This is a genomic window from Rhodopirellula islandica, from assembly GCF_001027925.1.
Taxonomy (GTDB): Bacteria; Planctomycetota; Planctomycetia; order Pirellulales; family Pirellulaceae; genus Rhodopirellula; species Rhodopirellula islandica.
Map to the genome: position 1 here is coordinate 43141 of NZ_LECT01000046.1, position 23237 is coordinate 66377.

The 23237-nt window shown below is 56.8% G+C and carries 15 protein-coding genes; 10 read left to right on the forward strand and 5 right to left on the reverse strand.

The window, feature by feature from the left end:
• Positions 1–318 precede the first annotated feature (318 nt).
• The 3 genes from RISK_RS23830 to RISK_RS23840 all read left to right on the forward strand — a co-directional run bounded on the left by RISK_RS23830 (position 319) and on the right by RISK_RS23840 (position 3472).
• Positions 319–750: a MarR family winged helix-turn-helix transcriptional regulator gene (locus RISK_RS23830; protein WP_047816834.1), complete on the forward strand. Its 432-nt coding sequence runs from the start codon at positions 319–321 to the stop codon at positions 748–750.
• A 45-nt stretch (positions 751–795) separates the two neighbouring features.
• A complete protein-coding gene (locus RISK_RS23835) occupies positions 796–2169 on the forward strand; it encodes an alkyl/aryl-sulfatase (protein ID WP_047816835.1) in 1374 nt (457 codons plus the stop codon).
• A gap of 283 nt (positions 2170–2452) precedes the next feature.
• A complete protein-coding gene (locus RISK_RS23840; protein WP_047816836.1) occupies positions 2453–3472 on the forward strand; it encodes an SDR family oxidoreductase in 1020 nt (339 codons plus the stop codon).
• Positions 3473–3677: 205 nt separating this feature from the next.
• Here RISK_RS23840 and RISK_RS23845 read toward each other — a convergent pair whose 3' ends face one another.
• Both RISK_RS23845 and RISK_RS23850 read right to left on the reverse strand, forming a co-directional pair.
• Positions 3678–4484 (reverse strand): SDR family NAD(P)-dependent oxidoreductase, encoded by an 807-nt coding sequence (locus RISK_RS23845; RefSeq protein ID WP_047816886.1) that lies wholly within the window; start codon positions 4482–4484, stop codon positions 3678–3680.
• A 177-nt stretch (positions 4485–4661) separates the two neighbouring features.
• Complete coding sequence (locus RISK_RS23850; protein WP_047816837.1) at positions 4662–5648, reverse strand: zinc-dependent alcohol dehydrogenase family protein; 987 nt, start codon at positions 5646–5648, stop codon at positions 4662–4664.
• Between the two features lie 153 nt (positions 5649–5801).
• Between RISK_RS23850 and RISK_RS23855 the strand changes: the two genes are divergently transcribed.
• The 4 genes from RISK_RS23855 (at position 5802) to RISK_RS23870 (ending at position 11073) form a co-directional block, all read left to right on the forward strand.
• Complete coding sequence (locus RISK_RS23855) at positions 5802–6188, forward strand: winged helix-turn-helix transcriptional regulator (protein ID WP_047816838.1); 387 nt, start codon at positions 5802–5804, stop codon at positions 6186–6188.
• Positions 6189–6367: 179 nt separating this feature from the next.
• Positions 6368–7174: an SDR family NAD(P)-dependent oxidoreductase gene (locus RISK_RS23860; RefSeq protein WP_047816839.1), complete on the forward strand. Its 807-nt coding sequence runs from the start codon at positions 6368–6370 to the stop codon at positions 7172–7174.
• Between the two features lie 249 nt (positions 7175–7423).
• Positions 7424–10303, forward strand: a complete 2880-nt coding sequence (locus RISK_RS23865) for a hypothetical protein (protein WP_236696639.1) — start codon at positions 7424–7426, stop codon at positions 10301–10303.
• A gap of 47 nt (positions 10304–10350) precedes the next feature.
• Positions 10351–11073: a phytanoyl-CoA dioxygenase family protein gene (locus RISK_RS23870; RefSeq protein WP_047816840.1), complete on the forward strand. Its 723-nt coding sequence runs from the start codon at positions 10351–10353 to the stop codon at positions 11071–11073.
• Between the two features lie 22 nt (positions 11074–11095).
• Here the strand turns inward: RISK_RS23870 and RISK_RS23875 are convergent, their stop codons facing one another.
• Positions 11096–14239: a sulfatase-like hydrolase/transferase gene (locus RISK_RS23875; protein ID WP_083435146.1), complete on the reverse strand. Its 3144-nt coding sequence runs from the start codon at positions 14237–14239 to the stop codon at positions 11096–11098.
• A gap of 429 nt (positions 14240–14668) precedes the next feature.
• Here RISK_RS23875 and RISK_RS23880 point away from each other — a divergent pair, with 429 nt between their 5' ends.
• The 3 genes from RISK_RS23880 (at position 14669) to RISK_RS23890 (ending at position 18500) form a co-directional block, all read left to right on the forward strand.
• Complete coding sequence (locus RISK_RS23880; RefSeq protein WP_047816841.1) at positions 14669–15505, forward strand: carboxylesterase family protein; 837 nt, start codon at positions 14669–14671, stop codon at positions 15503–15505.
• 216 nt (positions 15506–15721) lie between these two features.
• Positions 15722–17179, forward strand: coding sequence for a sulfatase (locus RISK_RS23885; protein ID WP_160311497.1), 1458 nt, complete (start codon positions 15722–15724; stop codon positions 17177–17179).
• 166 nt (positions 17180–17345) lie between these two features.
• Positions 17346–18500, forward strand: a complete 1155-nt coding sequence (locus tag RISK_RS23890; protein WP_083435148.1) for an AI-2E family transporter — start codon at positions 17346–17348, stop codon at positions 18498–18500.
• 47 nt (positions 18501–18547) lie between these two features.
• On the opposite strand, the gene RISK_RS23895 is transcribed toward RISK_RS23890, so the two are convergent.
• Together RISK_RS23895 and RISK_RS23900 are read right to left on the reverse strand one after the other, a co-directional pair.
• Complete coding sequence (locus RISK_RS23895; protein ID WP_047816843.1) at positions 18548–21661, reverse strand: efflux RND transporter permease subunit; 3114 nt, start codon at positions 21659–21661, stop codon at positions 18548–18550.
• A gap of 3 nt (positions 21662–21664) precedes the next feature.
• On the reverse strand, positions 21665–23125 hold the full coding sequence (locus tag RISK_RS23900) for an efflux RND transporter periplasmic adaptor subunit (protein ID WP_236696640.1): 1461 nt from the start codon (positions 23123–23125) through the stop codon (positions 21665–21667).
• Between the last annotated feature and the right edge of the window lie 112 nt (positions 23126–23237).

The following is a 23237-nucleotide window of genomic DNA, read 5'->3' on the forward strand; positions in this document are numbered from 1 at the left end:
GATTGTAGAGAGTGGATAGTTTGGAAGGGCCCAAGGTTCGGTGGATGTTCCCTTGGAGATGGGAGGCGAATGCTCTGGGTATCAACGTTTTTGCTTTGCCACGTCCCCTTTACGCGAGAAAAATCTTGCCGAAGGAGCGAGGATTTCGTGGGCTTGGGGCGTGGCTGACGGACGGTTTGAAAGAAAGGGTATTGTCTGAGAGGCACTTGGTTGTATAGTGCAAGTAAGTAGCTGTGGAATGCAGGTAAATGGCTGAGGCGGATCGACCGATTCGCAGATCGGAACGAAACGATTGATCGAGTTTGCGGGAGGACGAACATGGACCATGAGGAACGACCTGGGTTTCTACTCAGTCGATTGGCGTACCTGTTTCGAATTCGAATCACCGACGTTTTGAAAGAGGCGGGGTTGGATTTGTCGGTCGAAGAATCCTCGATCTTGATGGTGCTTCATGAAGCCGGTGAGCCGCTTCGCACGGGAGACTTTGCGAAACTGGTGATGCGTGACATCACCACCGTGACCCGGCAGGTGGATGGCTTGGTCAAAAAACGATTGGTCTCGCGAGAACGTGATCCCAATGATGGTCGAGCGGTTCTGATTTGCCCGACCGCCAAAGGGACGAAGCAAATGGAAAAGTTGATGCCGCTGGCGGAAGCTCTCCGGCAGCGATTGAAATCTGGAATCAGTGTCCAGCAATGGAGCACCACCATCCGGACGATGCAGCGGATGCAAGAGAACTTGATCGAATGAAGTTGCGAGTCGATGAACCCATCACCCCCTTTGGAGAAAAGCCCAATGAATCGAACACGAAACGCACTGTTTGCTGCGAAGTTGTTAGCGGTGGTCTTGCTTGGGGCCGCACCCGTGGTCGCGCAGGAGAACGCAGCGACGGCAAAGCTGAGGCAGCAATCCAAACAGTTTGAAGAAGAGATCGTTCATGTTTCCGACAACGTCTACATCGCGGTGGGATACAGTGTTTCGAACGTCACGATGATCGAGGGCGACGATGGAGTCGTGATCATCGACACAGGCATTTCGCTGGACGATGCCAACCGGATCGTGGCAGAGTTTCGCAAACTCAGTGACAAGCCGGTCAAGGGAATTGTTTTCACGCACTCCCACGGCGATCACACGAACGGAGCGGCAGCGTTCTTTGGGGAAGAGCGACCACAGATCTGGGCTCACAAAAACTTCGGCAGTGAAGCCCAACCGTTGGTTGCCGGTGGCGTGACATTTCAAAGCGTTCGAGGTGCACGTCAGGCTGGTTTCAAGCTGCCACCCGAGCAGCGTATCAACAACGGCGTCGCACCCGTTCGGTATCCCAAACGAGGTGGTCAAGCTTTCGCATCGCGAGCGGAAACCAAGCCGACTCACTTTCTGGAAGAGGACCGTCAAACGATCGAGATTGCAGGTGTCGAACTTGAACTGGTTTCGTCTCCTGGCGAGACCAACGATCAGTTGTTCGTCTGGTATCCCGCTGGAAAGGCGTTGTTTGCCGGCGATAATTTCTACCGATCGTTTCCGAACTTGTATGCCATCCGTGGGACTCCCAATCGCAGCGTGCGTTTGTGGGCGGAGAGTCTTGGCAAGTTAGCGGCCAACGATGCGGATGTGTTGGTTGGTGGTCACACCAAACCGATCCTCGGAGCCAGCAAAGTCAAGCAAGTCTTGGAAGACTACCGCGATGCCGTTCAGTTCATTCACGACAAAACCGTCGAAGGAATGAACCAAGGAATGACGCCAGACGAATTGGTCGGCTATGTCCAGTTGCCGGAAAACCTAGCCAGCAAAGATTACTTGCAGCCCTTCTACGGGCATCCTGAATGGGGCGTCCGCAGTGTCTTCAACGGATACTTTGGCTGGTACGACGGCAACCCATCGAACTTGTTTCGTTTGTCACCGCGAGCGGAAGCGGAGCGAGTTGCCCAATTGGCCGGAGGGCCTGACAAACTGTTCGCTGTCGCGAAGGCTGCGTTGGCTGACGATGACAACCAATGGGCAGCACAGCTTGCCGATCATCTGTTGGCGATCGACGGTGATTCGGCCGATGCGAAAGTGTTGAAAGCCGATGCGTTGAGCAAACTCGCTGGCGGAATGGTCAACGCCACTGCGAGAAACTACTACCTCACCGTTGCTCGCGAACTTCGTGAAGAAGCCGCGGCGAAATAGAGGGTCCAGGTTTTCACGACGCGACGCGGTTTCGGCAACTTCGCAATTGCCGAAGCTGCGTTTCGCTTTGATCCCGCGGTTGATTTGCTATGCTTTCGGCCCTCCAAGACACAAGACAATTCTCGGTCTGGAGGAATTGAGATTTGGGGCAATCAATCGGTCTTCGTGAGGATCGTTCCTCGGCGTCGAGGTTTGATCCGTTTGATTGTCCGACCTGCTTCTACGCTGACCTGTTTTTTACACTGAGAGCCCGCATCTTGTGAGTCCGCCGCCACCGCTTCCCATGTTGATCACCGGCATTGCTGGTGTGCCAGGGTACAACGCGTTGCACTACTTTCGGTCGTTGTACGGTGATCAGGTCATCGGCATTCGTCAGCCATCGATGTGGCCGTTGGTCGGTGAGGGGATTGTCGCTTGCGATGTCGAGGACGCGGATCAAGTCAATGCATTGTGGGCGAAGTACCGGTTTGCAAGCTTGTTGAACTGTGGCGGAAGTTGTCGGTTGAAGTCGTGCGAGCTGGATCCGGAAATGGCTCATCGCGTCAACGTTACCAGCACGGAAAACATGATCCGAGCGGCGGTTTGCTACCACGCGCAGGTCATTCATTTGTCCATCGACTTGGTCTACGCTGGTCGTGAGGACCGGGGGTACCACGAACATGATCCGCCCGACCCAGTCACGGTGTACGGGGCGAAGATGGTCGAGGCGGAACAGGTCGTGCGCCGCTCGAGGCCGGATGCGTGCCTGCTGCGAATTTCGCTGCCGATGGGGATCAGCTTCAGCGGTCACGCTGGAGCCATTGATTGGATCTCATCGCGATTCAAGCAAGGCAAGCCGGCCACGTTGTACATCGACGAAGCCCGCACCCCCACCTACACCGACTGCATGAACCGGTTGTTTGCTCGGCTGTTGGCACGCCCCATCGAGGGGACGTTTCACGCTGGTGGGACGCGGCGGTTGAGCCTGTATCAGATCGCACAAATTGTTAGCGTCGTGGGTGGTTACGATCCCGATTGCCTGCAAGGATGCCCGCGGATGGAAGCTGGGCCGATGCCACCGCGTGCCGGTGACGTGACGATGGATTCGTCCAAGCTAGCGGACGCGATCGGGTGTGAGCCATTCGATCCCTGGCCAGCCGACGATGCACTGGTGCCGACCGATCCAGAATGGCACTACCGGATGGCCAAGCAGTTTGGCGGCAGCGAATCGGCGGTGCATCGACTGCTGTACTGCAACCCAATTCGCCCCGGGATTGTGCCACCTAGCCGAGACGAGCTTTGGGGCGAGCGATTTGGCAAGTGATCTGGTCTGACGGTTGATTGGGCATGGCGGCGCATTGCAGCGTGGAAGCATCCGTTCCTTGGCGAAGCGTTCCCGTTTTTAAGCAGGTCGGCAGGAATGATCGGGCATCACCATGTGAGCCGTTTGGGCGTTAGCCCCGGTTGGACGTGGAAGCAACCACGCTTGCCAAGACATTTCAAATGCCGAAAGACTCCTGCCAACCTGCTTAGTTGAGTTGCTTGGCGAGTGTCTCTTCGATGGCCTGGATGATTTGGGCGTTCTTTTCGGCGTCCAGTGCATCGGCGTGGGGTGGTCCAAACTCTCCGGTGTCGTTGTTGAAGTATTGGCCCGATGCGGTGGCGAATTCGTCGTCCAATGTGGCACGGGTGAGAATCTTCGCTCCGATGTTGATGTCTTGGCCTGGAACACCGAAAGCTTGCTGGACCATTTTGCTGGCGAGCAAGGATCCCGGGTTCACTGCGATGATCGCCGGGCCGTCGGTGCCGAGGGAATCTGCCAGACCGCGGGACCACATGGTGAGCGCAAGTTTGCTTTGCGAATAGGCATCCAGGTCACTCAGCAGGCGCTCACCACGAAACGCGTCCATTGCCACGGGAGATTGAGCGGACGAGGAGAGGTTGATGACTCGGCTGGTTGAATCCATTCGCGGCAACAATCGCTGCGTCAACAGGTACGGTGCGATCGCGTTGACCACGAACCGAACATCGAGGCCCTCCGGCGAGAGCGGATCGGAGGTCGAGAAGACGCCCGCGTTGTTGATCAGCACGTCCAGATGATCGTGCTTGGCGGACACGGCCTCGGCCAGCGATTTCACTTCGTTCATGCGGGACAGGTCGGCCACGTAGCATTCGACCACGGCCTCATTGGAAAGTTCCCGCAAGGAGTGTTCCAATTGCTCGAGTTTCTGGGCATCGCGGCCATGCAGCAAAAGATGGTGGCCGAGGGGGGCCAGCATTTTGGCGGTCGCCAGTCCAATGCCGTCGGTGGCTCCGGTGATCAGAATGCGTTTCATCAGTGACTCATTTCGTGTCGAATTTTGGAAGGGCTTTTTAAGCGATTGGCGGCACCGTTGTTCAACTTCGGTTGGGAGCAATCCTAGGTCCTCGGTGACTTGATTGACACCCATCGCGGTGTTGCGGTTCACGCGAAAAGCCGTTCCAGGTCCGCTGGCGAGTCTTTTCGCGTTGATCTAATTCTCGATGACGACTTTGCCCATGGTTTTGCCGCTCTCGAGCCTCGCGTAGGCTTGGCCAGCTTCTTCCAGCGAAAAGTTGGTTTCATCGAGAACGGGTTTCAGGTCACCGGACTCGGCGATCTCCGTCAGTTTGCGGAGGATTTCGCCATGCTGTTCCCTGTTGTGGTGGTGCAGCATCGGGATCAACATGAAGACGACGTGAAGAGACAAGCCTTTGAAGTGAGCTGGCGTGAGATCCAGTTCGCACATCGAAACGGTCGTCGCAATTTGCCCGTTGAGTGCAGCGGCTTCGAACGAGTTGGTCAGGTTGGCTCCTCCGACGGAATCAAACACCACATCGAATCCGGCTCCATCGGTGTGTTTGGCAACGTATTGCTCGACCGACTCGGTTTTGTAGTTGATGCCCGTCGCACCCAGCTTTTCAATGAGGGCGAGTTGTGGCTCGCCGCCACCCGTGGAGTAAACGTCGGTTCCGAAGTGCTTAGCCAATTGCAACGCGATGTGTCCAACGCCGCCTGAGCCACCGTGCACGAGGACTTTCTGGCCCGCTTGGATGCCGGCCCGCACCAAGCCTTCGTAGGCGGTGATCGCAACGAGTGGCAACGCCGCGGCTTCTTTCATCGACAGGTTCTTGGCCTTGTGCGCGATCAAGTCCGCATCGGCCACGATGTAATCAGCCAAGGTGCCCGGCAGATCTGCCAGCCCGCCGGCGCAGCCATAGACTTCGTCGCCAACGGAATAGTTCTGCACACCTTCGCCAACGGCTTCGACGGTTCCGGCGAAGTCCATGCCGAGAAGGGCAGGGGCGGATGGCGAGAGAGGCAGTTCCTCACCCATTTTGCGAATCATCGTGTCGACCGTGTTCACGCTCGAGGCGGCAATCTTGACCAACACGTGGCCCGGTTTGACGGCAGGTTGATCGACTTCGGATGCTTCGAAGGCTGCGTTTTCACCGTAGTTCTTGATCAGCATGGCTTTCATGATTGGTTTCCTTTGAATTGAAAGTGGCTCGGACGCAATCGCACGATTTCGTTGTTTTCGCGGTCCCGTGACTGTTTGTTTGTCAGTACAGTGTGATAATAGGAGTAGATGCCAAACCGGCAAGAACGCACTTTTGAGACACATAGGCACAAAATGGATACCAATGGAAAAGCTCGGCATTTGAACTACGAGCTGCCGGCGTGTCCCGTCGAAGCGACCTTGGAGCTGATCGGCGGCAAGTGGAAAGGGATCGTGCTTTACTATTTGTTGGTCGATGGACGAGTTCGCTTCAGCGAGCTGAAACGCAAGGTTGGCTGCGTCACACAGAGAATGCTGACCAAGCAACTTCGCGAATTGGAGAGCGCCGGTTTGGTCAATCGAATCGTCTACGCGGAAGTACCACCGCGAGTGGAGTACGAATTGACGGAAGAAGGCGAGTCGCTCAAACCCGTTTTGCTGTTGCTGAAGAAATGGGGCGAAAGTCACGCGTTGCAACTGCTGCAGGAACGCGAAAATCGCAAACCTGTGGAAGCGTCGTGACCGACGTTTTCCTAGAATGCATCTCCATGAGTTTTATCACGGCATGAACTCAGGTTGAATGCGGGCGATGTTCGTATCTCGACGACGCTTTCGGTTGCAACCGTAGTGGATGAGGCAACGAATCCTTCCGCTTTCCTGAACACCGCACTCTTCTCCCGACCATTCCCAGGACAACAGAGATGGATTTAAAATTGAGCGGCAACACCGCTTTGGTCACGGGTGGCGCCAGCGGGATAGGGTTGGCGACCGCGAGGCTGTTTGTGGAAGAAGGTTGTTCGATTCAGCTTTGGGATGTCTCGCCCAAAGTCGAAGATGCGGCCAGCGAGTTGCGAGAGCTGGGCGTGAACGTCAGCACGCAAGTGGTCGATATCGTCGATGAACGACAAGTTGAACAGGCGGTCGGTTGCTGCCTCGATCAGCACGGGCGTCTGGATCATGTGGTGCACTGCGCCGCGATCGGGTCGGGGAAGTTTGGCTTCCCGTTCACCCGTGTCGCCCCGAGTGAATGGAAACGAACTCTGGAGGTCAACGTCATCGGAATGGCCAATGTTGCTGCGGCTTTGGCTCCTCCTATGGTTGCTCAACGATCGGGCACGTTTGTGTTTCTGGCATCCATCGCGGGACAGATGGGATCGCAGACCGATCCGCCCTACAGTGCCAGCAAGGCAGCCAACATCAACTTTGCCCAGTGCATGGCCAAAGACTTGGCACCGCACAATGTTCGGGTGAACACGGTTTGTCCCGGGATGGTGAAGACGGCCCTGAACCGTTCGGTTTGGCAGGCTTGGTATGACGGCGCCCCACCACAAGATCGACTTTCCTACGAAGACTGGACGGATCAAAAGATCAAGGACGTGATCCCGCTCGCCCGTTGGCAAACCAGCGAAGACATCGCCGCGATGATCGTGTTCCTCTCGTCAGAACGAGCCAAAGAAGTGACGGGACAAACCATCAACGTGGATGGCGGTTGCGTGATGCATTGTTAGTCAGGCGGGCAGGAATGATTGTGGACAACCAGGTGACCTGTGGCGAACGCCGAACGGCTCACCTACCCGAAGACTCCTGCATGCTTGCTTCAGCCAAGCAAACCGTGGATGGAGCGTCGTTTTGCACAAAATGGCGGGACCAATCACAATCTTGCCCACGATTCATGTCCAATTCTGTTGCGTTCCGCCATTCCATGGCCGTTCAGTCAACTTGAAACCATTCTCCCACCGAATTCTTTGAGCTGGAAAATGAAAACCCTGCGGCGTCTGATGCCATGCTTCTTGCTTCTGTTGATGGTGTCGGATGCAAAGTTTGCAGGCGGCCAGCAACCACCGATTCGGACGGATCTGTTCATCAGTGGGGTTTACCCGCACCTGACGACGTATGGCATTTACAGCCAGAACGGGGCTCATTTGAAAACAGGCCACAACGAGTGTGGGATCGGCGCGATCGTGCCGTGGGCCGGCAAGCTTTGGATGGTCAACTATGCACCGCATATGCCGGGCGGCAGCGAGCATAAACTGTTCTCCGTCGATCCCGATTTGACGAAGCCTTTGAATGTGCATCCTGAAAGCGTTGGCGGGACACCTGCGGGACGGATGATCCATGAAGAGTCACGGCAGTTGCTGATTGGTCATCACTTGATCGATGCCAAAGGCAACGTGCGAACGATCTCGCCGAGCGACATGCCAATGCGAGTGACGGCGATCACACGGCATCTGAAAGACCCGGAGAACATGGTGTACTACATCGACATGGAAGGCGCGATTTGGGAAGCCAACGTGCACTCCTTGGAGGTCCAACGCTTGTTCAAAAAGCCGGTTCCGGGTTGGCACGGGAAGGGTGGCTACACCTCGCAAGGACGTTTGGTGATTTCCAACAACGGGGAATTGCATGTGGGAAGTTACAAGGATGTCTTGGTGGGTGGCGAAGCCAAGACGGAGGAAGAACGCGGCGTGCTGGCGGAGTGGGATGGTGAGACGTGGAAGATCGTCGAGCGTCGGCAGTACACGGAAGTCACCGGCCCCAATGGGATCACCGGAGGCAGCGACGGGGACGATCCGATTTGGGCGATGGGTTGGGATCGACGAACCGTTCGGCTGAAGGTGTTGGAAGACGGCAAGTGGCACACCTATTTGCTACCCAAGGCAGCTTATTGCAACGACGCCAGTCATGGTTGGTACACCGAATGGCCGCGAATTCGTGAGATCACGGATGGACGCTGGATGATGGACATGCATGGGATGTTCTTTGATTTTCCCAAGACGTTTTCAGTGAAGCAGTCCAAGGGAATTCGGCCGATTGGCAGTCACCTCCGCTACGTTCCGGACTTCTGTGCCTGGAACGGTCAATTGGTGCTGGCAACGGATGAGACCAGCATCCAAGGCAATCCTTTGGCGGGCCAACCGCAGAGCAATTTGTGGTTTGGTGACTACCAAGACTTGCAGACTTGGGGTCCTGCGTCAGCTTATGGTGGGCCGTGGATTGATGATGAAGTGAAGGCCAACGAATGGTCCGATCCGTTTCTCGTCGATGGTTTCCAATCGCGAACCTTGTACTTGGCGGTTGGCCAATTGAAATCGAAGCCAGTGGTCACGTTGCGAGCGACTGACCAACAAGAAATCACATCGATGCCGGAGGAATTGAGTGCGCTTCCGACCGTGACGGTACGACGTGGCAACTGGACTCGACCGGCACCGGGCTACGCCTTCCAGGTCGATCAGCCTGTCACGGTTTACTTGGCCGTGGATCATCGAGGCGACCCGCCCATGTCGTCGGACTGGCAGTTGACGCAGATGGAAGTTCGGTGGGGCAATGGACACCACGATCGAGTTTACAAGCGTTCCTTCCCGGCAGGGGAAATCTCGATTCCAGCCAATGAAACCGAGCACACGCCTGGATCATTTGGGATGCCGCACACCGCGTTCGTTGCTGGCAACGCAGCCGTGAAGATGATTCGTGGTGAGGGAGCGACGCTGAATCAATCGCAGGCTTCGCAGCAATCCAAAAACATCGTGGTGCCTGCGGATGCTTCCGTTCAGTTCACGATGCAACTTGATCCAAATGGAACGAACGAGTGGATTGACTTTCGTCAGTTTTCGGTGGCTGGTGAGAACTCGGTTGTCGAGATGCTTCCCGAACAGATGGACGCCGTTTGGGTACGGTTCAAAACGGATCGCGATTGCATGGCGACGGCGTTCTTGCATCAAACATCCGCTTATTCAAATCAGAAGCGTCACGAGGAGCTGTTCGCTGGCTTGGCTGAGGTGGATGATTCACAAGCCATCAATGCATTGGTCTATCCCGCTAAACACAGTCGTGACTTGCGACTGCTGACGGATGATGGAAAGGCATTTGAATTCACAAAGAGCGACTTTCAGTTTGTGGCGGACGAATTGGATCCGGAGTTGGCGGAGAAGCTGCAAGTGGAACCGGAGTTCACGGTGGATGACGCCTCCGTCATTGTTCGGTATCAGGGGAAACGTTATCGACTGCCCAAGGGTGATGCGATCTATGACAAACCCTTTGAGTCGGGTTGGCCTCGAGCGTTGCGAGAAGTGGAATCGGAACGCACCATCGCGAATATTCATGGGACGTTTTATGAGGTCCCGTTGGTGATCAATGGAGCCCCGCCGGCTTGGAATTTGATTCGTCCGATCGCCAGCCATCGCAAACAGATCACCGATTTTTGTTCTTGGAACGGCTTGTTGGTTTTGGCGGGTGTGAAATCCGACGCGAAAGAGGACGGGCATGTCTTTCGTGATGCGGAGTCCGGGATGGGGCTGTGGTTCGGCGGCGTGGATGATTTGTGGAAGTTTGGGAAACCGGTGGGGCATGGCGGACCGTGGAAGGACTCGCCCGTTCAGGATGGGAAACCTTCGGACGCCTACTTGATGCGAGGTTATGACCAAAAGTCGGTGACGTTGTCGCACGAGCATTCGCAACCGGTTGGTTTCACCTTGGAAGTCGACTTCGATGGAGAAGGACGCTGGGTTCCCGCCAAGCACCTGGTGGTTCCGAGTGGATCGCCGGTCCGGTACAAGTTTCCCGAGGGCTTTTCAGCGTGCTGGGTGCGGGCGATCAGCGATGCTGACACAACCGCAACCGTGCAGTTGGATTACCAATGATCCGATGGCGTCTTGTTTGACGAGGGTGTTTGATGGCGGGGAATGGAATGGCGAACGAGGCGTTGGATCGAGATGGATTCTGTGTGCTTCGTGGGGCGGTGACGTCTTCCGTGGTCGAGCATCTGTTGCAGGTGTGCACGCAAACTTTGGTCGCGGAATCCGAGTCCGTGCGGGCTCGGTCGAGTCGCGGGCATGTCTACGCCGCACGCAATTTGATCGCCAGCATCCCGGAGGTGACCACCGTTTGGCAGTCGGATCCGTTGCTGTCTTTCTTGCGAGCTGAGTTGGGTGACGGTCTGGGATTGGTGCGAGCGTTGTTCTTTGACAAGCCGCCGGATCGAACGTGGGCGTTGCCATGGCACAAGGACACTTCCATCGCCGTGCGTGACAACTCGGTGGAGTCGGCATGTTTTTCTCGGCCGACGAGGAAGGCTGGCGTGCCGCACTTGATTGCAAGCGACGATGTCTTGCAGCGAATGCTGACGCTTCGCATTCACCTGGACGAAGTCACCTCAGAGAACGGGCCATTGCAAGTCATCCCCGGTTCGCATCACTCGAGCGATTGTGAAGGAGACGGTGTGGAGTCGGCGGTTCCCGTCTATGCCGCGGGTGGTGACGTGTTGGCGATGCGTCCGTTGATCAGTCACAGCAGCGGATCATCCCAGCCCGGCACGCGTCGTCACCGCCGAATCTTGCATCTGGAATTCGCGAATTCGACGACGCTACCCGATGGAGTTCAGTGGCATGACTTTGTCACGCCGGGTGTTTGAGTCGCGGTGGATGGCGTGACGTTCACTTGGACTTCGAGCTGGGGTGATCGTCAAAGTAGAAGTCGTACCAGTCTCGCTCTCGCATTTTCTTGCCTTGGGGCAAGCCGGGCGGATCCAATTCCAAGGTCCAGGTTCGCAAGGAGGCGTGCAATTTGTTCCCAAGTTCTGGGTAGCTTGCGATCAGGTTGCGATGCTCGTGTTGGTCACTTTCCAAGTCGAAGAGGTAACGTCGGCCGTCGCCAACGAAGATGTACTTCCATTTGCCTTGCCGGACCGCGGCTTGGTCCCAGAAGCGAAAGTACAACGTGCGTGTGGAGGGGATTTGGATGTCGTTCAATCGCGGGATCAGGTTGATGCCATCGAAGGGTTCGCTTTTTGGATCGAGTTTTCCACCGGCGAGCTGCAAGACGCTGGGGGCGATGTCGAGGGTGCTGATGGGCCAGTTGTAAGTGATGGCGCTGGGCAGTTGGCTGGGTAGACTCCAGATCATTGGGACGCGAATGCCGCCTTCGGAAAGCATCCCTTTTTCGCCGACCCAAGGGTCATTGAGGGATCCGTCCCAACCGCCTGCGTCGCCATCGATCGGGGCGTCGACCTTGGTCATCTTCAGTGGTGCGCCGTTGTCGCTGGTCATGACCACCAAGGTGTTGTCCAGCAAACCGTGGGTCTTCAATTGGTCAACGATCCGTCCGACGCCGTCGTCGATCGCGGCGAGCATCGCGAGTGCATATCGCCGTCGCTTGGGCATCGATTTTGGGAACCGATCGAGGTACTCCTCCGTGGCCTCGAGAGGCGTGTGTGGTCCGTAGTAGTTCAACTGCAAGTAAAACGGTTGGTCATGATTGCGGTCGATGAAGCTGACGGCGGCATCGGTTTGCACATCGATGCGAAATCGTTCGTCGTGAAGTTGCTTCATCTTTGGAAGCAGATCATCTGAGGCGAGGTCAAAGTTGGTGCGATAGTTCGTCATTGCTCCCCAGTAGTATTCGTCGAAACCTTGTTGAGCGGGAGAATACGGTTGGATCTTTGGCCATGGGATTCGGACTTGTCGTCGTGGTTTGTTCGCCATCGCCGGTAGTTCGCGGCGGATCCAGTCGGCGCAGGTGACGTTGGGTTCCAAGTGCCATTTGCCGACCATTCCAGTGCGGTAACCAAGTGGTTGCAAGTGCTCGGCAATGGTCACGGCTTCGGTTGGCAACGGCATGTCTGGGATCGTGTCGATGCCGAGACGTTGTTGGTAACGCCCGGTGATCAGCCCGGCACGCGATGGGCTGCACTGTGGCGAGGTCACGTAAGCATTCGTGCAGCGAACCCCGCGAGCGGCCAGGGCATCGATGTGCGGCGTTTGGATGTCGTCGACGACGTCTTGGCAACTCAGGTCGGCCCAGCCCTGGTCATCGGTGAGGATGATGACGACGTTGGGTTTGGTGGCGGGAATGACGGCTTGGGCGGTGCGGTCACCGACACGGAAGTAGCCCAGAGGTTTGCCGGTGGCAGGTTCTCGGACCATCCACACCGCGCCGGGGCGAGTGGATTGGGTTTGGGTTTCGCCCGGGCGGATGGTGCCGTAGGGTTTGGGGTTCGCTTCTTCATCCATCCAGCAGAGTTCGACCGGGTCACGTTGCTGGTTGAGGAAGTGCACAGGGAACTTGTTCCCGGCGGGTTTGGATGCCGGAGCGGCATCGTCATCGATCGGATGGAAAGAAAGTTTCGCGAGTGACTTCACCGATGGTTCGATCCGTTTTGCAAACTTGGTGGGTGCGATGGATCGAAAGTGGGTGAGTTGTGAGAGGGCAGTGGGCTTGCTCGCGAGATTCTCCCATTCGTAGGGATCGGATTGGATGTCATACAGTTCTTCGCTGCCGTCGGGGTAATGAACGTAACGATGAGTCCGTCCGCTGATCGCGTAAGCTCCGGGTTGGGAGAGATACGTGACGGAATCACGCGTCCAGTCCTTTGAGTCCGGATCGTGAAGCAACGGCAGTAGACTTGGTCCGTCGTTTTGCGGCCGCGAAGGCAGTTCACACAAATCGAGGAGCGTCGGGAACAGACTGAGTGTGTTCACGGGGGCATCGCAGACGACGCCGGAGGGTGTGCCTTCGGGCAGCGATGGGCTGAGCGATTTAGGCACGCGAACCATCAAGGGCACGCGGGTCACCGCTCGCCATGGGGTGTACTTTTGCCAGTGTTCTTTTTCGCCCAGTTGCCACCCGTGGTCCGACCAGAGAACCACGATTGTGTTGTCCGCGTTGGGGCCGGATTCCAAGGCGTCCAGGACGCGGCCCAGCATGGCATCGGCAAAGTGAATCGACGCGAGGTAGCCTTGGATGCCTTGCTTCCATTGGTCTTGTTCTTGAATGTGAGCGAAGTAGCGATTGCGAGCGGCGCGTTGGCCGGCGGCGGGCACGTCGTCCAAATCATTCTCAAGGTATCCCGGTGGAAGCTGGATGCTCTCGAGCGGAAATGGCTCGAAGTATTTCTTGGGAACAAACCAGGGTTCGTGCGGTCGGTAGATTCCACAACCAAGGAAGAACGGTTGGTCATGTTCGGCGAGAAGTTTGTCGCCAATCCACTGGCTGACCGCCCAGTCGCCACCGAATTCTTCATCCGTCACGTCGAGCGCGGCCCAGTCGGTTTCAACGTATTGCCACGGACCGCCTCGTTTCAAACTGACGGGACGTTGGGTGGGGTAGAACGTTTGTGGCAAGGGATTTTCCGATTCGGCTTTGGGAAAGTACTCGTCCCAAGAATCGGCGTCGATGAAGTAGTGAAGCAGTTTGCCAGAACCCGAGGCGTGATAGCCATGATTGCGGAAGTACTGTGGCAAGATGACTTCGTCCGGCATGATCTCTCGCATCTGTTGGCGATTGTCATACAACCCGGTTTGATTGGGAGCTCGGCCCGTGAAGACGGCCGAGCGACAGGGGTTGCAAGCCGGTGCCGGGCAATGAGCGTTGGAAAACAGCACGCCGCTGGCCGCCAGTCGATCCAAGTTGGGCGTGATGGTTTGTGGGTGTCCTCCCAAGCAACCAATCCAATCGTTCAGATCGTCCATCGCGATGAACAGAACGTTCGGTTTTGTAGGCGATTGGGGGGACTCTGCGAAAGCATGCGGAATGGCGAGCAGCATCCAAAGCAGCAAGGTCGACAGTGGTCGATACATCATCGCGGAATTTTCTAGGTGCGAGTGAGAATGGGCAGCGTGAAAAAAAGTCCCGATTCGTTCCTCTGATTGGAACGCTATCCCGGAGGACGTCGATTGAATGAGTGACTCATTGGAGCGTGCTAGCCTCCATCGGGCGAAGGAAGGAGGCTTTGCGACGCACATCTGGCAATGACTTGCCTGAAGGGGGCGCTCATCTGCCGGAGCAGTGCCAAAGCGGCTCGATCCGGCCTGCCTGTTGAGCGTCGATGATACAATGCGCTTGGCAGCGATGTTTCACCGCAACGCCTGATAGGACGCAAACGCCCGCTAGCGGTGGATTATGCTGCGTTGGGGTGAAGTTTCGTCCCAGGAAGAATCGCTGGGTGACGTCGCTTTCGTTTTGACACCAGCACGAATGAACTTTGATTGCTCCAATGGTATAGGCAAGTGATGAGACGTGATTTTCTAGTCGGTGTGATTTTCGCCGCAGCAACAGTTGGTTGGAGTGGTTTCCAGGGCGGGACGCTGTCGGCGCAAGAGCCCACAGAAACGGCCTCGACAACCGAGGCGAATTCAAAAATTCAGATTGAACCGGGCGAGCAAACCGAGAACTTCTTTGCGATCCCGAAACCTGCGGAGGGGCGACCGGATCGGCTGCCGTACCTGCTGTACACGCCCGAGGACTACGATCCCGGTCAGCGCGTGCCGTTGTTGTTGTTCTTGCACGGGTTGGGCGAGAGCGGCGACGGGAACTTTCAGCAGATCGCAGTGCATGGGCCACCCAAGCGAGTCGGGAAGGAAGGCAAGGAGTTGCCCTTTGTGATCGTTTCACCGCAGAGTCCGATGCCGGGAAGAGATCGCAAAGAGGTCGTTGAGTCATGGAAAGCGGATGAGTTGATGGCGTTGTTGGATCATGTCGAAGGCCAACTCTCGATTGATACGCGGCGCGTTTACGTGACCGGTTTGAGCATGGGCGGATTTGGAACCTGGCGATTGACGGCGACTCATCCCGAACGCTTTGCAGCGGCGATTCCGATTTGTGGTGGTGGCAAAACGGAGTGGGCAGACGAACTTGCCAAGACTCCAATTTGGGTCTTTCATGGTGGCCAGGACTCTGTCGTGGCACTCAGCGGGAGCGAAGAGATGGTCACCGCGATCCAGCGAGCTGGCGGGGACGTGAAGCTGACGATCTACCCCGATGCGGGGCATGACAGTTGGACGGCAACGTATGCGAACCCCGAGGTCTACGCTTGGTTGCTGCGGCATCAGTTGGAGCAATCGAACTGAGCGTTTCGTAGTTGCTCAACGGTTTTTTTGTTGAAGTGCTGTTCGGAAACAATCTTGACAGTCCAGCGTTAGCCCCGGTTCTGTGACGGCGAAGCCGAGGCCAACGCCGAAGCGGCTCACTCAATCAACATCCCGCGAGCCCTCCGGTCACGCAGCGTATGGCTGGCACTGTATTGCGAAGTCGAGTTCCATCCCCCACCTGTTCCAGAGAGTCCCGTGAAAAGATTTGTCTTCCTATTGGCGTTGTGTTTCTATGCAACGGCGACGTTGGCTGATCGCCCGAACGTGTTGCTTTTTTACATTGATGATCTGCGTCCGCAGACAAGTGACTACGGGCATTCGTCGATGCAAACTCCGAACTTTGATGCGTTGGCGGCGGCTGGTGTTCGGTTTGAAAACGCATACTGTCAGGTGCCGACGTGTGGTGCTTCGCGGGCCAGTTTGTTCACGGCCTTGTATCCCACGGTGGAGCGGTTCCCTAACTTCTTCACTTGGGCGGAACGCGATGCAGCGGATGTGAAAACGTTGCCGCAGCGATTCAAGGAAGCCGGCTACACGACGATCAGCAACGGCAAGGTCTTTCATCATAAGAAGGACACGGACGATCGGTCGTGGAGCGAGCCTGCTTGGCGGCCCAAGACGAGCGGTCGCACGTTCTACAATGACGCCACCAAGGAATGGAAGAAGAAACGTGAGCAGACGATCAAAGGCAAGAACGCCCAGGAACGCAAAGAAAAGGTGCCGATGTGGGAGGCCGGCGAAGTCGATGTGATGGACACGCACGACGGAACGATCGCCGCAAGAACAATGGCGGATTTGGAACGTCTTTCGAAGCAGGACCAGCCGTTTTTCTTGGCATGCGGCTTGGCGAAACCGCACATGCCGTTTTACTCGCCGAAGGAAACCTACGACCGGTACCCGTTGGCGGAGGTGAGGCTGGCTGAAAACCGGCGATTGCCACAGCCCATGCCGGACGAGTTTCGTTTGGTGCGGGAGCAGTTTGCATACGTCCCGATGACGTTGGATCTGTCACGCAGGGTGGAATACAACAGCGACGAGTACCATCAACGGATGCGTCAGGGGTACTACGCTTCGGTGACGCAAGCGGATGATTTGATGGGACGCGTGTTTGCGAAAATGCGAGAGCTCAATTTGGATCAAAACACCCTCGTGGTTGTCTTGGGGGATCATGGTTGGTTGCTCGGTGAGCACAATTCGTGGGCCAAGAACCAACTGCTGCACGATGCGCTTCGCACCGCGATGTGGATGAAGGGGCCAGGGATCGCAAAGGACGCGGTGATTCCTTCTCACGTTGAGTTTGTCGACGTGCATCCGACGTTGTGTGAGCTGGCGGGCATTGAAATCAAAGACGCAATTCACGGAAAAAGTTTTGCTTCTTTGTTGTCAAACCCAACCCAGGTTCATCGTGAAGACGCGTACACGCGGTTTGGTCCGGGGGATGCCTTGACCACGGAGGATCACTTCTTTGTGCGATGGCGAGCCGATGGGGCGAGTGATAGGGCAGGCGTTGAGCATGAATTGCTGGTTGATCGGAAAGCGGATCCGCTGCATCAGCACAACGTCAGTGGCCAGCCTCAGTACGAAGCGATTCAGAACCAGTTGCGGGAAAAGTTGATGGCCCGGATTGAGTTGGCAGAATCAGCGATGCCATAGACAACGCTGCCATCGGCTCGGAGGCTCGATTCCGGTGGCGGAGAGGCTCTCGCAAGGATTCGCGTTTGATGGTGAAATCAGTGTTTTGGTATAGTCCCGTGAGCATTCATGGCGGATTATCGACGCTGGTCTCATTCTTTTCAACGCAATCCAGACGAAGCCACCCATGACAAACCGGCCTTCACGAAGCAACTCGGTTCAGGACGCCTGTTTGCTGATTCTCACCGCGATCGCCTTGACGGCGGCGGTGTACTGGCTGCGCTCGGTGTTGGTTCCATTTGTGGTGGCGTTGTTCATTGTCAGCGGAATCACGCCGATTTTGGATTTCCTGCAAGCGCGATTGAATGTCAATCGTGTGGTCGCGGCAGGCGTCACGTTTGTGTTGGCAATCGGTGGCACGTGTTTGGTTGGAATGAGCATTTGGTTGTCGATCGCCCAAATGTCGGAAGAGGGCAAGTTGTACCGGATGCGGGTGTCGGAGATCGTTTCGAACGCGGAAGGCTGGCTGCACGACAACGTTGCTGAGCGATTTGATTCCAAGGAAGTGACGGAGCGATCCGAAGCCGCGGTCGCCGATTTGGTGGAGGGAGTCGAGGCACCAGTTGTCTCCACGAACCAGGCGGAACCCGATGAGTTGCTCGCCAACGCAGCGGCGGATTTGCGGGCTCAACTCGAGGAGTTTTTGCGAAACGGTGTCGCGTCTTTGTCGAGCGAACTGTTTCAGTTGGGATCGACCAGCATCGTGATTTTGATCTACGTGTTCTTCCTGCTGCTGGGCAACTTGAGCGGCTACGGCGAAAACACGTTGGCGTATCAAGTCAATCGGCAGGTTCGCTCGTATCTGTTTGTGAAGACGATGATCTCTTTGGCAACCGGCATCGTCTTTGGGATGGCGCTGTGGTTGTTTGGGGTGCCGATGGCGCTCACGTTCGGACTGCTGGCTTTCTTGCTCAACTACATTCCCAACATCGGTCCGATCTTGGCCAGCATTCTGCCACTGCCGTTCATTTTGCTGCATCCCGACGGCAGTCTGACTTGGATGATTACCGCGATTGCGGTGACCTGCTCGATTCAGGTTGCCAGCGGCAATTTGCTGGAGCCGAAGTTGATGGGGAACTCGGCGGATCTGCACCCGGTGGTGATTCTGTTGGCATTGATGTTTTGGGGAACGCTTTGGGGCATCACCGGGATGTTCTTGGCGACGCCGATCACAGCAGCGATCAAGATTGCCTTGGACCGGATGGATGTCACGCGTCCGGTGGCGCAAGTGATGGCGGGACGCTTGGGACCGCGTTCCAACGACCCGATCGTGGCGAACTGAAGACACCGTGGACGGTGCCATTCAAGTCGGATTGTCGGGCCGTGAGATCAGCTGTCGGACTTGCCAGCCATGCGTTCGGAGAGTGTTCGGAAGACGACGAAGAACGTGGGGACGAGCAACAGTGCAAAAATGGTGGCGGCGATCATGCCTCCCACCACGGCGGTGCCGACGGCTTGTCGGCTGGCGGCGCCTGCACCGGAGGCGACCAGCAACGGCAGGAAGCCCAGAATCGAGGAGAACGCTGTCATCAAGATGGCTCGGAACCGGAGTTTGGCAGCTTCTGTCGCGGCTTCTCGAGGCGATCGACCCGCGGAACGCAGTTCGCTGGCAAACTCCACGATCAGGATCGCGTTTTTGCTGGCCAACGCGACCAACAGCACGATACCGATTTGCGTGTACGTGTTGTTATCGCTTCCTCGCAGCATCAATGACAGGGCGACACCGAGTGCGGCGAGCGGCACCACGGCAATCACGGCCGCGGGGCTGGTCCAACTTTCGTACTGAGCGGCAAGGACCAAGAACACAAACAGAATGGCCAATCCAAAGATCAGGTACTGGCCACCGGAGGCCTGTTTCTCTTGGAATGACATCCCGGTCCATTCATATGAGAAGGACGCGGGCAGCGATTGGTCAGCGGTCTGTTCCATCAGTACCAGAGCCGAGCCTGAGCTGACGCCTGGGGCGGCGGACCCGTTGATCGCGGCGCTGGGATACATGTTGTAGCGTCGCACAACATCGGGACCAAAGTCATCGCGGACGGTCACGATGGAGCCCAGCGGCACCATGTTGCCGTTGCTGTCTCGAACATCCAGTTGCGTGATATCGGATGCCGTTCGGCGGAACGGAGCCTCGGCCTGCGCGCGAACTTGGTAGGAACGGTTGTTGAGCGTGAAGTCGTTGATGTAGGCCGATCCGAGGGAGGTCTGCAAGGTCGAGAAAACGCTGCTCAATGGGATGTTCTTCGTCTTCGCTTTTTCGCGATCCACATCCACATAGAGTTGGGGAACGGTGGCTCGGAAGGAAGTGTTCAGGGCTGCCAAGCTGGACTGGGTGGAGGCGTTGGCAACCAGTTCTTCGGTTGCATTTTGCAGTGGCAGGTAGCCGTTGCTGCCTCGGTCTTGGACTTCCATTTGAAATCCGCCGGCAGTTCCTAAACCGTCGATGGGTGGAGGAGCAAACGTGAACAACATGGCCCGTTGTTCGCTCGCAAATTTTCGTTGCAGGTATTGTTGAATCGCAGCGACACTCTCGGTGGTTGCATCGCGATCATCCCAGGGTTTCAGGACCAGCACCGAGAACCCGACGTTGGGCCCACCGCTGCCGCCCAGCAAGGAATATCCCGTCACGGACAACCAGCCTTGGACCCCTGGGGTTTGCGAGTAGACCTCATCCAAGTGTCGGATCACTGCATCGGTGCGTTCTTTGCTGGCCGCATCAGGCAGTTGGACGTTGACGAACAGCACGCCTTGGTCTTCGTCCGGGACGAAACCGGTTGGCAATTGGGTGAGCATCCAGCCGGTTGCCATCACCAAGGCGATGGAAGCCACGGAGACGATCAATGTCAGTCGCACCAAACGTGCGACCGTCGCACCATAGATGGCGGTGGTTCGGTCAAAGATTTGGTTGAACCAACGAAAGCCAATGAATCGCGTTTCCGTGGCGGGGCGCAGGAAGATTCCGCAGAGGGCAGGGCTGAGTGTCAACGCGTTGATCGTGCTGATGACGACGGCCGCGGAGATGGTCAGAGCGAATTGCCGAAACAGCTCGCCGGTGATGCCGGGCATGAACGCACAGGGCACAAACACGGCCAGCAGCACCAAGGTGGTGGCGATTACCGGGCCGGTGATTTCGGACATGGCTTTGACGGCCGCGTCGCGGCTGGACAAACCATTGGCGATGTGTCGAGAAACATTTTCGACGACCACGATCGCATCATCCACCACGATCCCAATGGCCAACACGATGCCGAACAACGACAGCATGTTCAGTGAGAATCCAATGCCTGCCATGATGGCGAAGGTGCCGATCAGCGACACGGGGATCGCTGCGACGGGAACAATCGTGGCACGCCAGTCTTGCAGGAAGATGAAGATGACAAGCACAACCAGTGCGATCGCCGTTGCCAGCGTTTTGTAGACCTCGCTGATGGAGGCGTTGACGAATTCGGTCGCGTCGTAGGCGATTTGATACGCGACGTCGTCGGGCCAGTTGGATGCCGATGAAAGCTCTTCCATTTTGACATGGATCGCTTTTGCGGTTTCCAAGGCGTTGGCACCGGGAAGTTGGTAGATCGCGATCGTGGCGGCAGCGTCGCCGGAAAAGGAACTGGAGTACGTGTAGGCTTCGGAACCGAGTTCGACGCGAGCAAGATCGCCCAATCGCAGGACTTCTCCATTGTCGCCGGTGCGGACGATGATGTTTTGGAATTGTTCGACGCTGGAAAAGCGACCTTGCGTGTTGACGGAAAACTGAAACGAGGTGCCGGATTGAGCGGGGGGAGCGCCGATTTGTCCCGCCGCGACTTGAACGTTTTGTTCCGAGATGGCCGCGACAACATCTTCGGTGGTGAGTCCACGTTGTTTCAGCAAGCGTGGGTCCAACCAGACCCGCATGCTGTAGTCGCCATCGCCAAAGGATTGGACATCGCCCACCCCTTTGATGCGGCTGATCTCGTCTCGAATGTCGAGCGAAAAGTTGCTCAGAAACAATCCATCATGGCTGCCTTCGGGGGACGTCAACGCGATGAACTGAAGGGTTTGCGTGGAACGTTTCTTTGTCGTGATGCCTTGTTGCCGGACCTCCTGTGGCAGGCTGGCCTCGGCACTGCCGACCAGGTTTTGAACCAGCACCGAGGCAATGTCCAAATCCATGCCCAGCTCGAACGTGACCGTGAGCGTGTAGAGGCCTTCGTTGGTGCTGGTAGAAGACATGTAGATCATGCCTTCGACGCCGTTGACCGCTTGCTCGATGGGAGCAGCCACGGTTTCGGCGACGGTTCGAGCGTTCGCACCGGGATAGACGGCGGTGACCTGGACCGTGGGCGGCGTGATCGGCGGGAACTTTTCAATCGGCAGGCCGAAGAACGAAACCGCGCCGGCGATCACGATCACGATGGAGATCACCGTGGCAAAGATCGGACGGTAGATGAAGAACTTTGACATGGATCAGTCCGCAGTGGATGAATCGGAGACGGGTTCATCGTCGGTCGGATTGACCGTGTGTGTCGGTTCAGCAGCGGCTCCCGAGGTGGGGGCTCCCGAGGTAGCGGCTCCCGAGGTAGCGGCTCCGGCGTTGGAATCGATCGCGGCTTGCAGCATGGGGCTGCCTTGGGTCGACAGTTCCGTTGGCTTGGGAGAGACCGTGCTTCCCGGTCGGGCTCGCTGCAGACCTTCCAGCACAAAGGTGTCGTCGGCGGACAGTCCCTCTTTGACCAACGCCCATCCATCGAGTGTTTGGCCGACGGTGATCTCGCGTTGCTCAATTTGGTTTTCGGAGCCCACCAGCATCACGTACGATCCCGTTTGATTTCGAACGATGGCACGTTCAGGGATCAGAATGGCGTTTTCAATTTCGCGAACCGGCAACCGGATGATCACGAACATCCCCGGCAGCAACTTGCCGTCTTGGTTGTCGAAGTCAGCACGCAGTCCGAACGTTCCCGTTTTTTGGTCGATGCCACGTTGGTCGACGTAGTCCAGTTTTCCAGACAGCCATTGCCCGGAGTCCCCGTCGCGTTGCAGGTAGACCGGGATCTTCGACCAATCTTCGGGTGAGTCGGCAGGTTCTTCGGTTTCTGGTCGAGCTTCGACCAGTTCCAGCAGTTTGCGATCACTGATGCTGAAGTTGGCAAAAATCTTTCGTTGGTCCACGATCGTTGCCAGGGTGCTACCGACTTGGACGAGGTTGCCGAGTTTGACTTGTGTTTTGGAGACACGGCCTTCGATCGGGGCACGGACCACGGTGTATTTCAAATCCAATTCCGCTTGAGCCAGTTGGGCTTGGGCCTGCAGCAGTTTGGCTTTGTCTGCCTCGATGTTGGCTTCGGCTGCTTTCGCTTGAGCCATGGCCGAGTCTCGAGCTGCCACTGCGGCATCGAAGGTCGCTTGCGATCCCGCGTTGGACGCTTTCAAACGTTGTTCGCGTTTGAGATCGTTTTCAGCTTTTTGAACGGAGGCGAGTGCGGATGCCAGCGCGGCTTCGCTGACTTGGATGGAAGCCTTGGCGGCTTCCACCGAAGCGGCGGCGGCATTGCGATTGGCTTGATAGGTATCTGGTTCGATTCGGTAGAGCTCCTGGTCCTCATTGACAAATTGTCCGGGCTCAAAGGACAGCTCTTCGACGAATCCGCCGACGCGGGCCCGCACATCCGCCTGCTCCACCGCTTCGGTTTCACCATTTTCTTCGATGAAAATGGTGAGGCTTTGTTGAACGGGGTTTGCCGTTGTCACGTCGGGAGGCGGCGGGGCTTGGTACTCGTTGACGGCGGGGGTGCAGCCGATCAAGGACAGCCAGCACAGCGGGGCCAACAGCAGGGACGCCAGCGAGCGAAGGCCATTTGCCTGACGAGCAGCCATGCTGACCCGAGCAAGCATCCGGAGGGCTGGTGAAGGATGGATTTTGTTCATGCGTCAAAAGGGGACTGCGTGATGAACCATTGCAAAGAAAGGGAGCGGCAGGAGCCGTGACCCTTCGTATTGGGAAGTGGGGAAACCTCACGAAACGATGTGAAATCGGCTG

Bases quoted from the DNA above. Each gene is read 5' to 3' on its own strand.
- RISK_RS23830 (WP_047816834.1), top strand. From the start codon at position 319: ATGGACCATGAGGAACGACCTGGGTTTCTACTCAGTCGATTGGCGTAC.
- RISK_RS23835 (WP_047816835.1), top strand. From the start codon at position 796: ATGAATCGAACACGAAACGCACTGTTTGCTGCGAAGTTGTTAGCGGTG.
- RISK_RS23840 (WP_047816836.1), top strand. From the start codon at position 2,453: ATGTTGATCACCGGCATTGCTGGTGTGCCAGGGTACAACGCGTTGCAC.
- RISK_RS23845 (WP_047816886.1), bottom strand. From the start codon at position 4,484: ATGAAACGCATTCTGATCACCGGAGCCACCGACGGCATTGGACTGGCG.
- RISK_RS23850 (WP_047816837.1), bottom strand. From the start codon at position 5,648: ATGAAAGCCATGCTGATCAAGAACTACGGTGAAAACGCAGCCTTCGAA.
- RISK_RS23855 (WP_047816838.1), top strand. From the start codon at position 5,802: ATGGATACCAATGGAAAAGCTCGGCATTTGAACTACGAGCTGCCGGCG.
- RISK_RS23860 (WP_047816839.1), top strand. From the start codon at position 6,368: ATGGATTTAAAATTGAGCGGCAACACCGCTTTGGTCACGGGTGGCGCC.
- RISK_RS23865 (WP_236696639.1), top strand. From the start codon at position 7,424: ATGAAAACCCTGCGGCGTCTGATGCCATGCTTCTTGCTTCTGTTGATG.
- RISK_RS23870 (WP_047816840.1), top strand. From the start codon at position 10,351: ATGGCGAACGAGGCGTTGGATCGAGATGGATTCTGTGTGCTTCGTGGG.
- RISK_RS23875 (WP_083435146.1), bottom strand. From the start codon at position 14,239: ATGATGTATCGACCACTGTCGACCTTGCTGCTTTGGATGCTGCTCGCC.
- RISK_RS23880 (WP_047816841.1), top strand. From the start codon at position 14,669: ATGAGACGTGATTTTCTAGTCGGTGTGATTTTCGCCGCAGCAACAGTT.
- RISK_RS23890 (WP_083435148.1), top strand. From the start codon at position 17,346: ATGACAAACCGGCCTTCACGAAGCAACTCGGTTCAGGACGCCTGTTTG.
- RISK_RS23895 (WP_047816843.1), bottom strand. From the start codon at position 21,661: ATGTCAAAGTTCTTCATCTACCGTCCGATCTTTGCCACGGTGATCTCC.
- RISK_RS23900 (WP_236696640.1), bottom strand. From the start codon at position 23,125: ATGAACAAAATCCATCCTTCACCAGCCCTCCGGATGCTTGCTCGGGTC.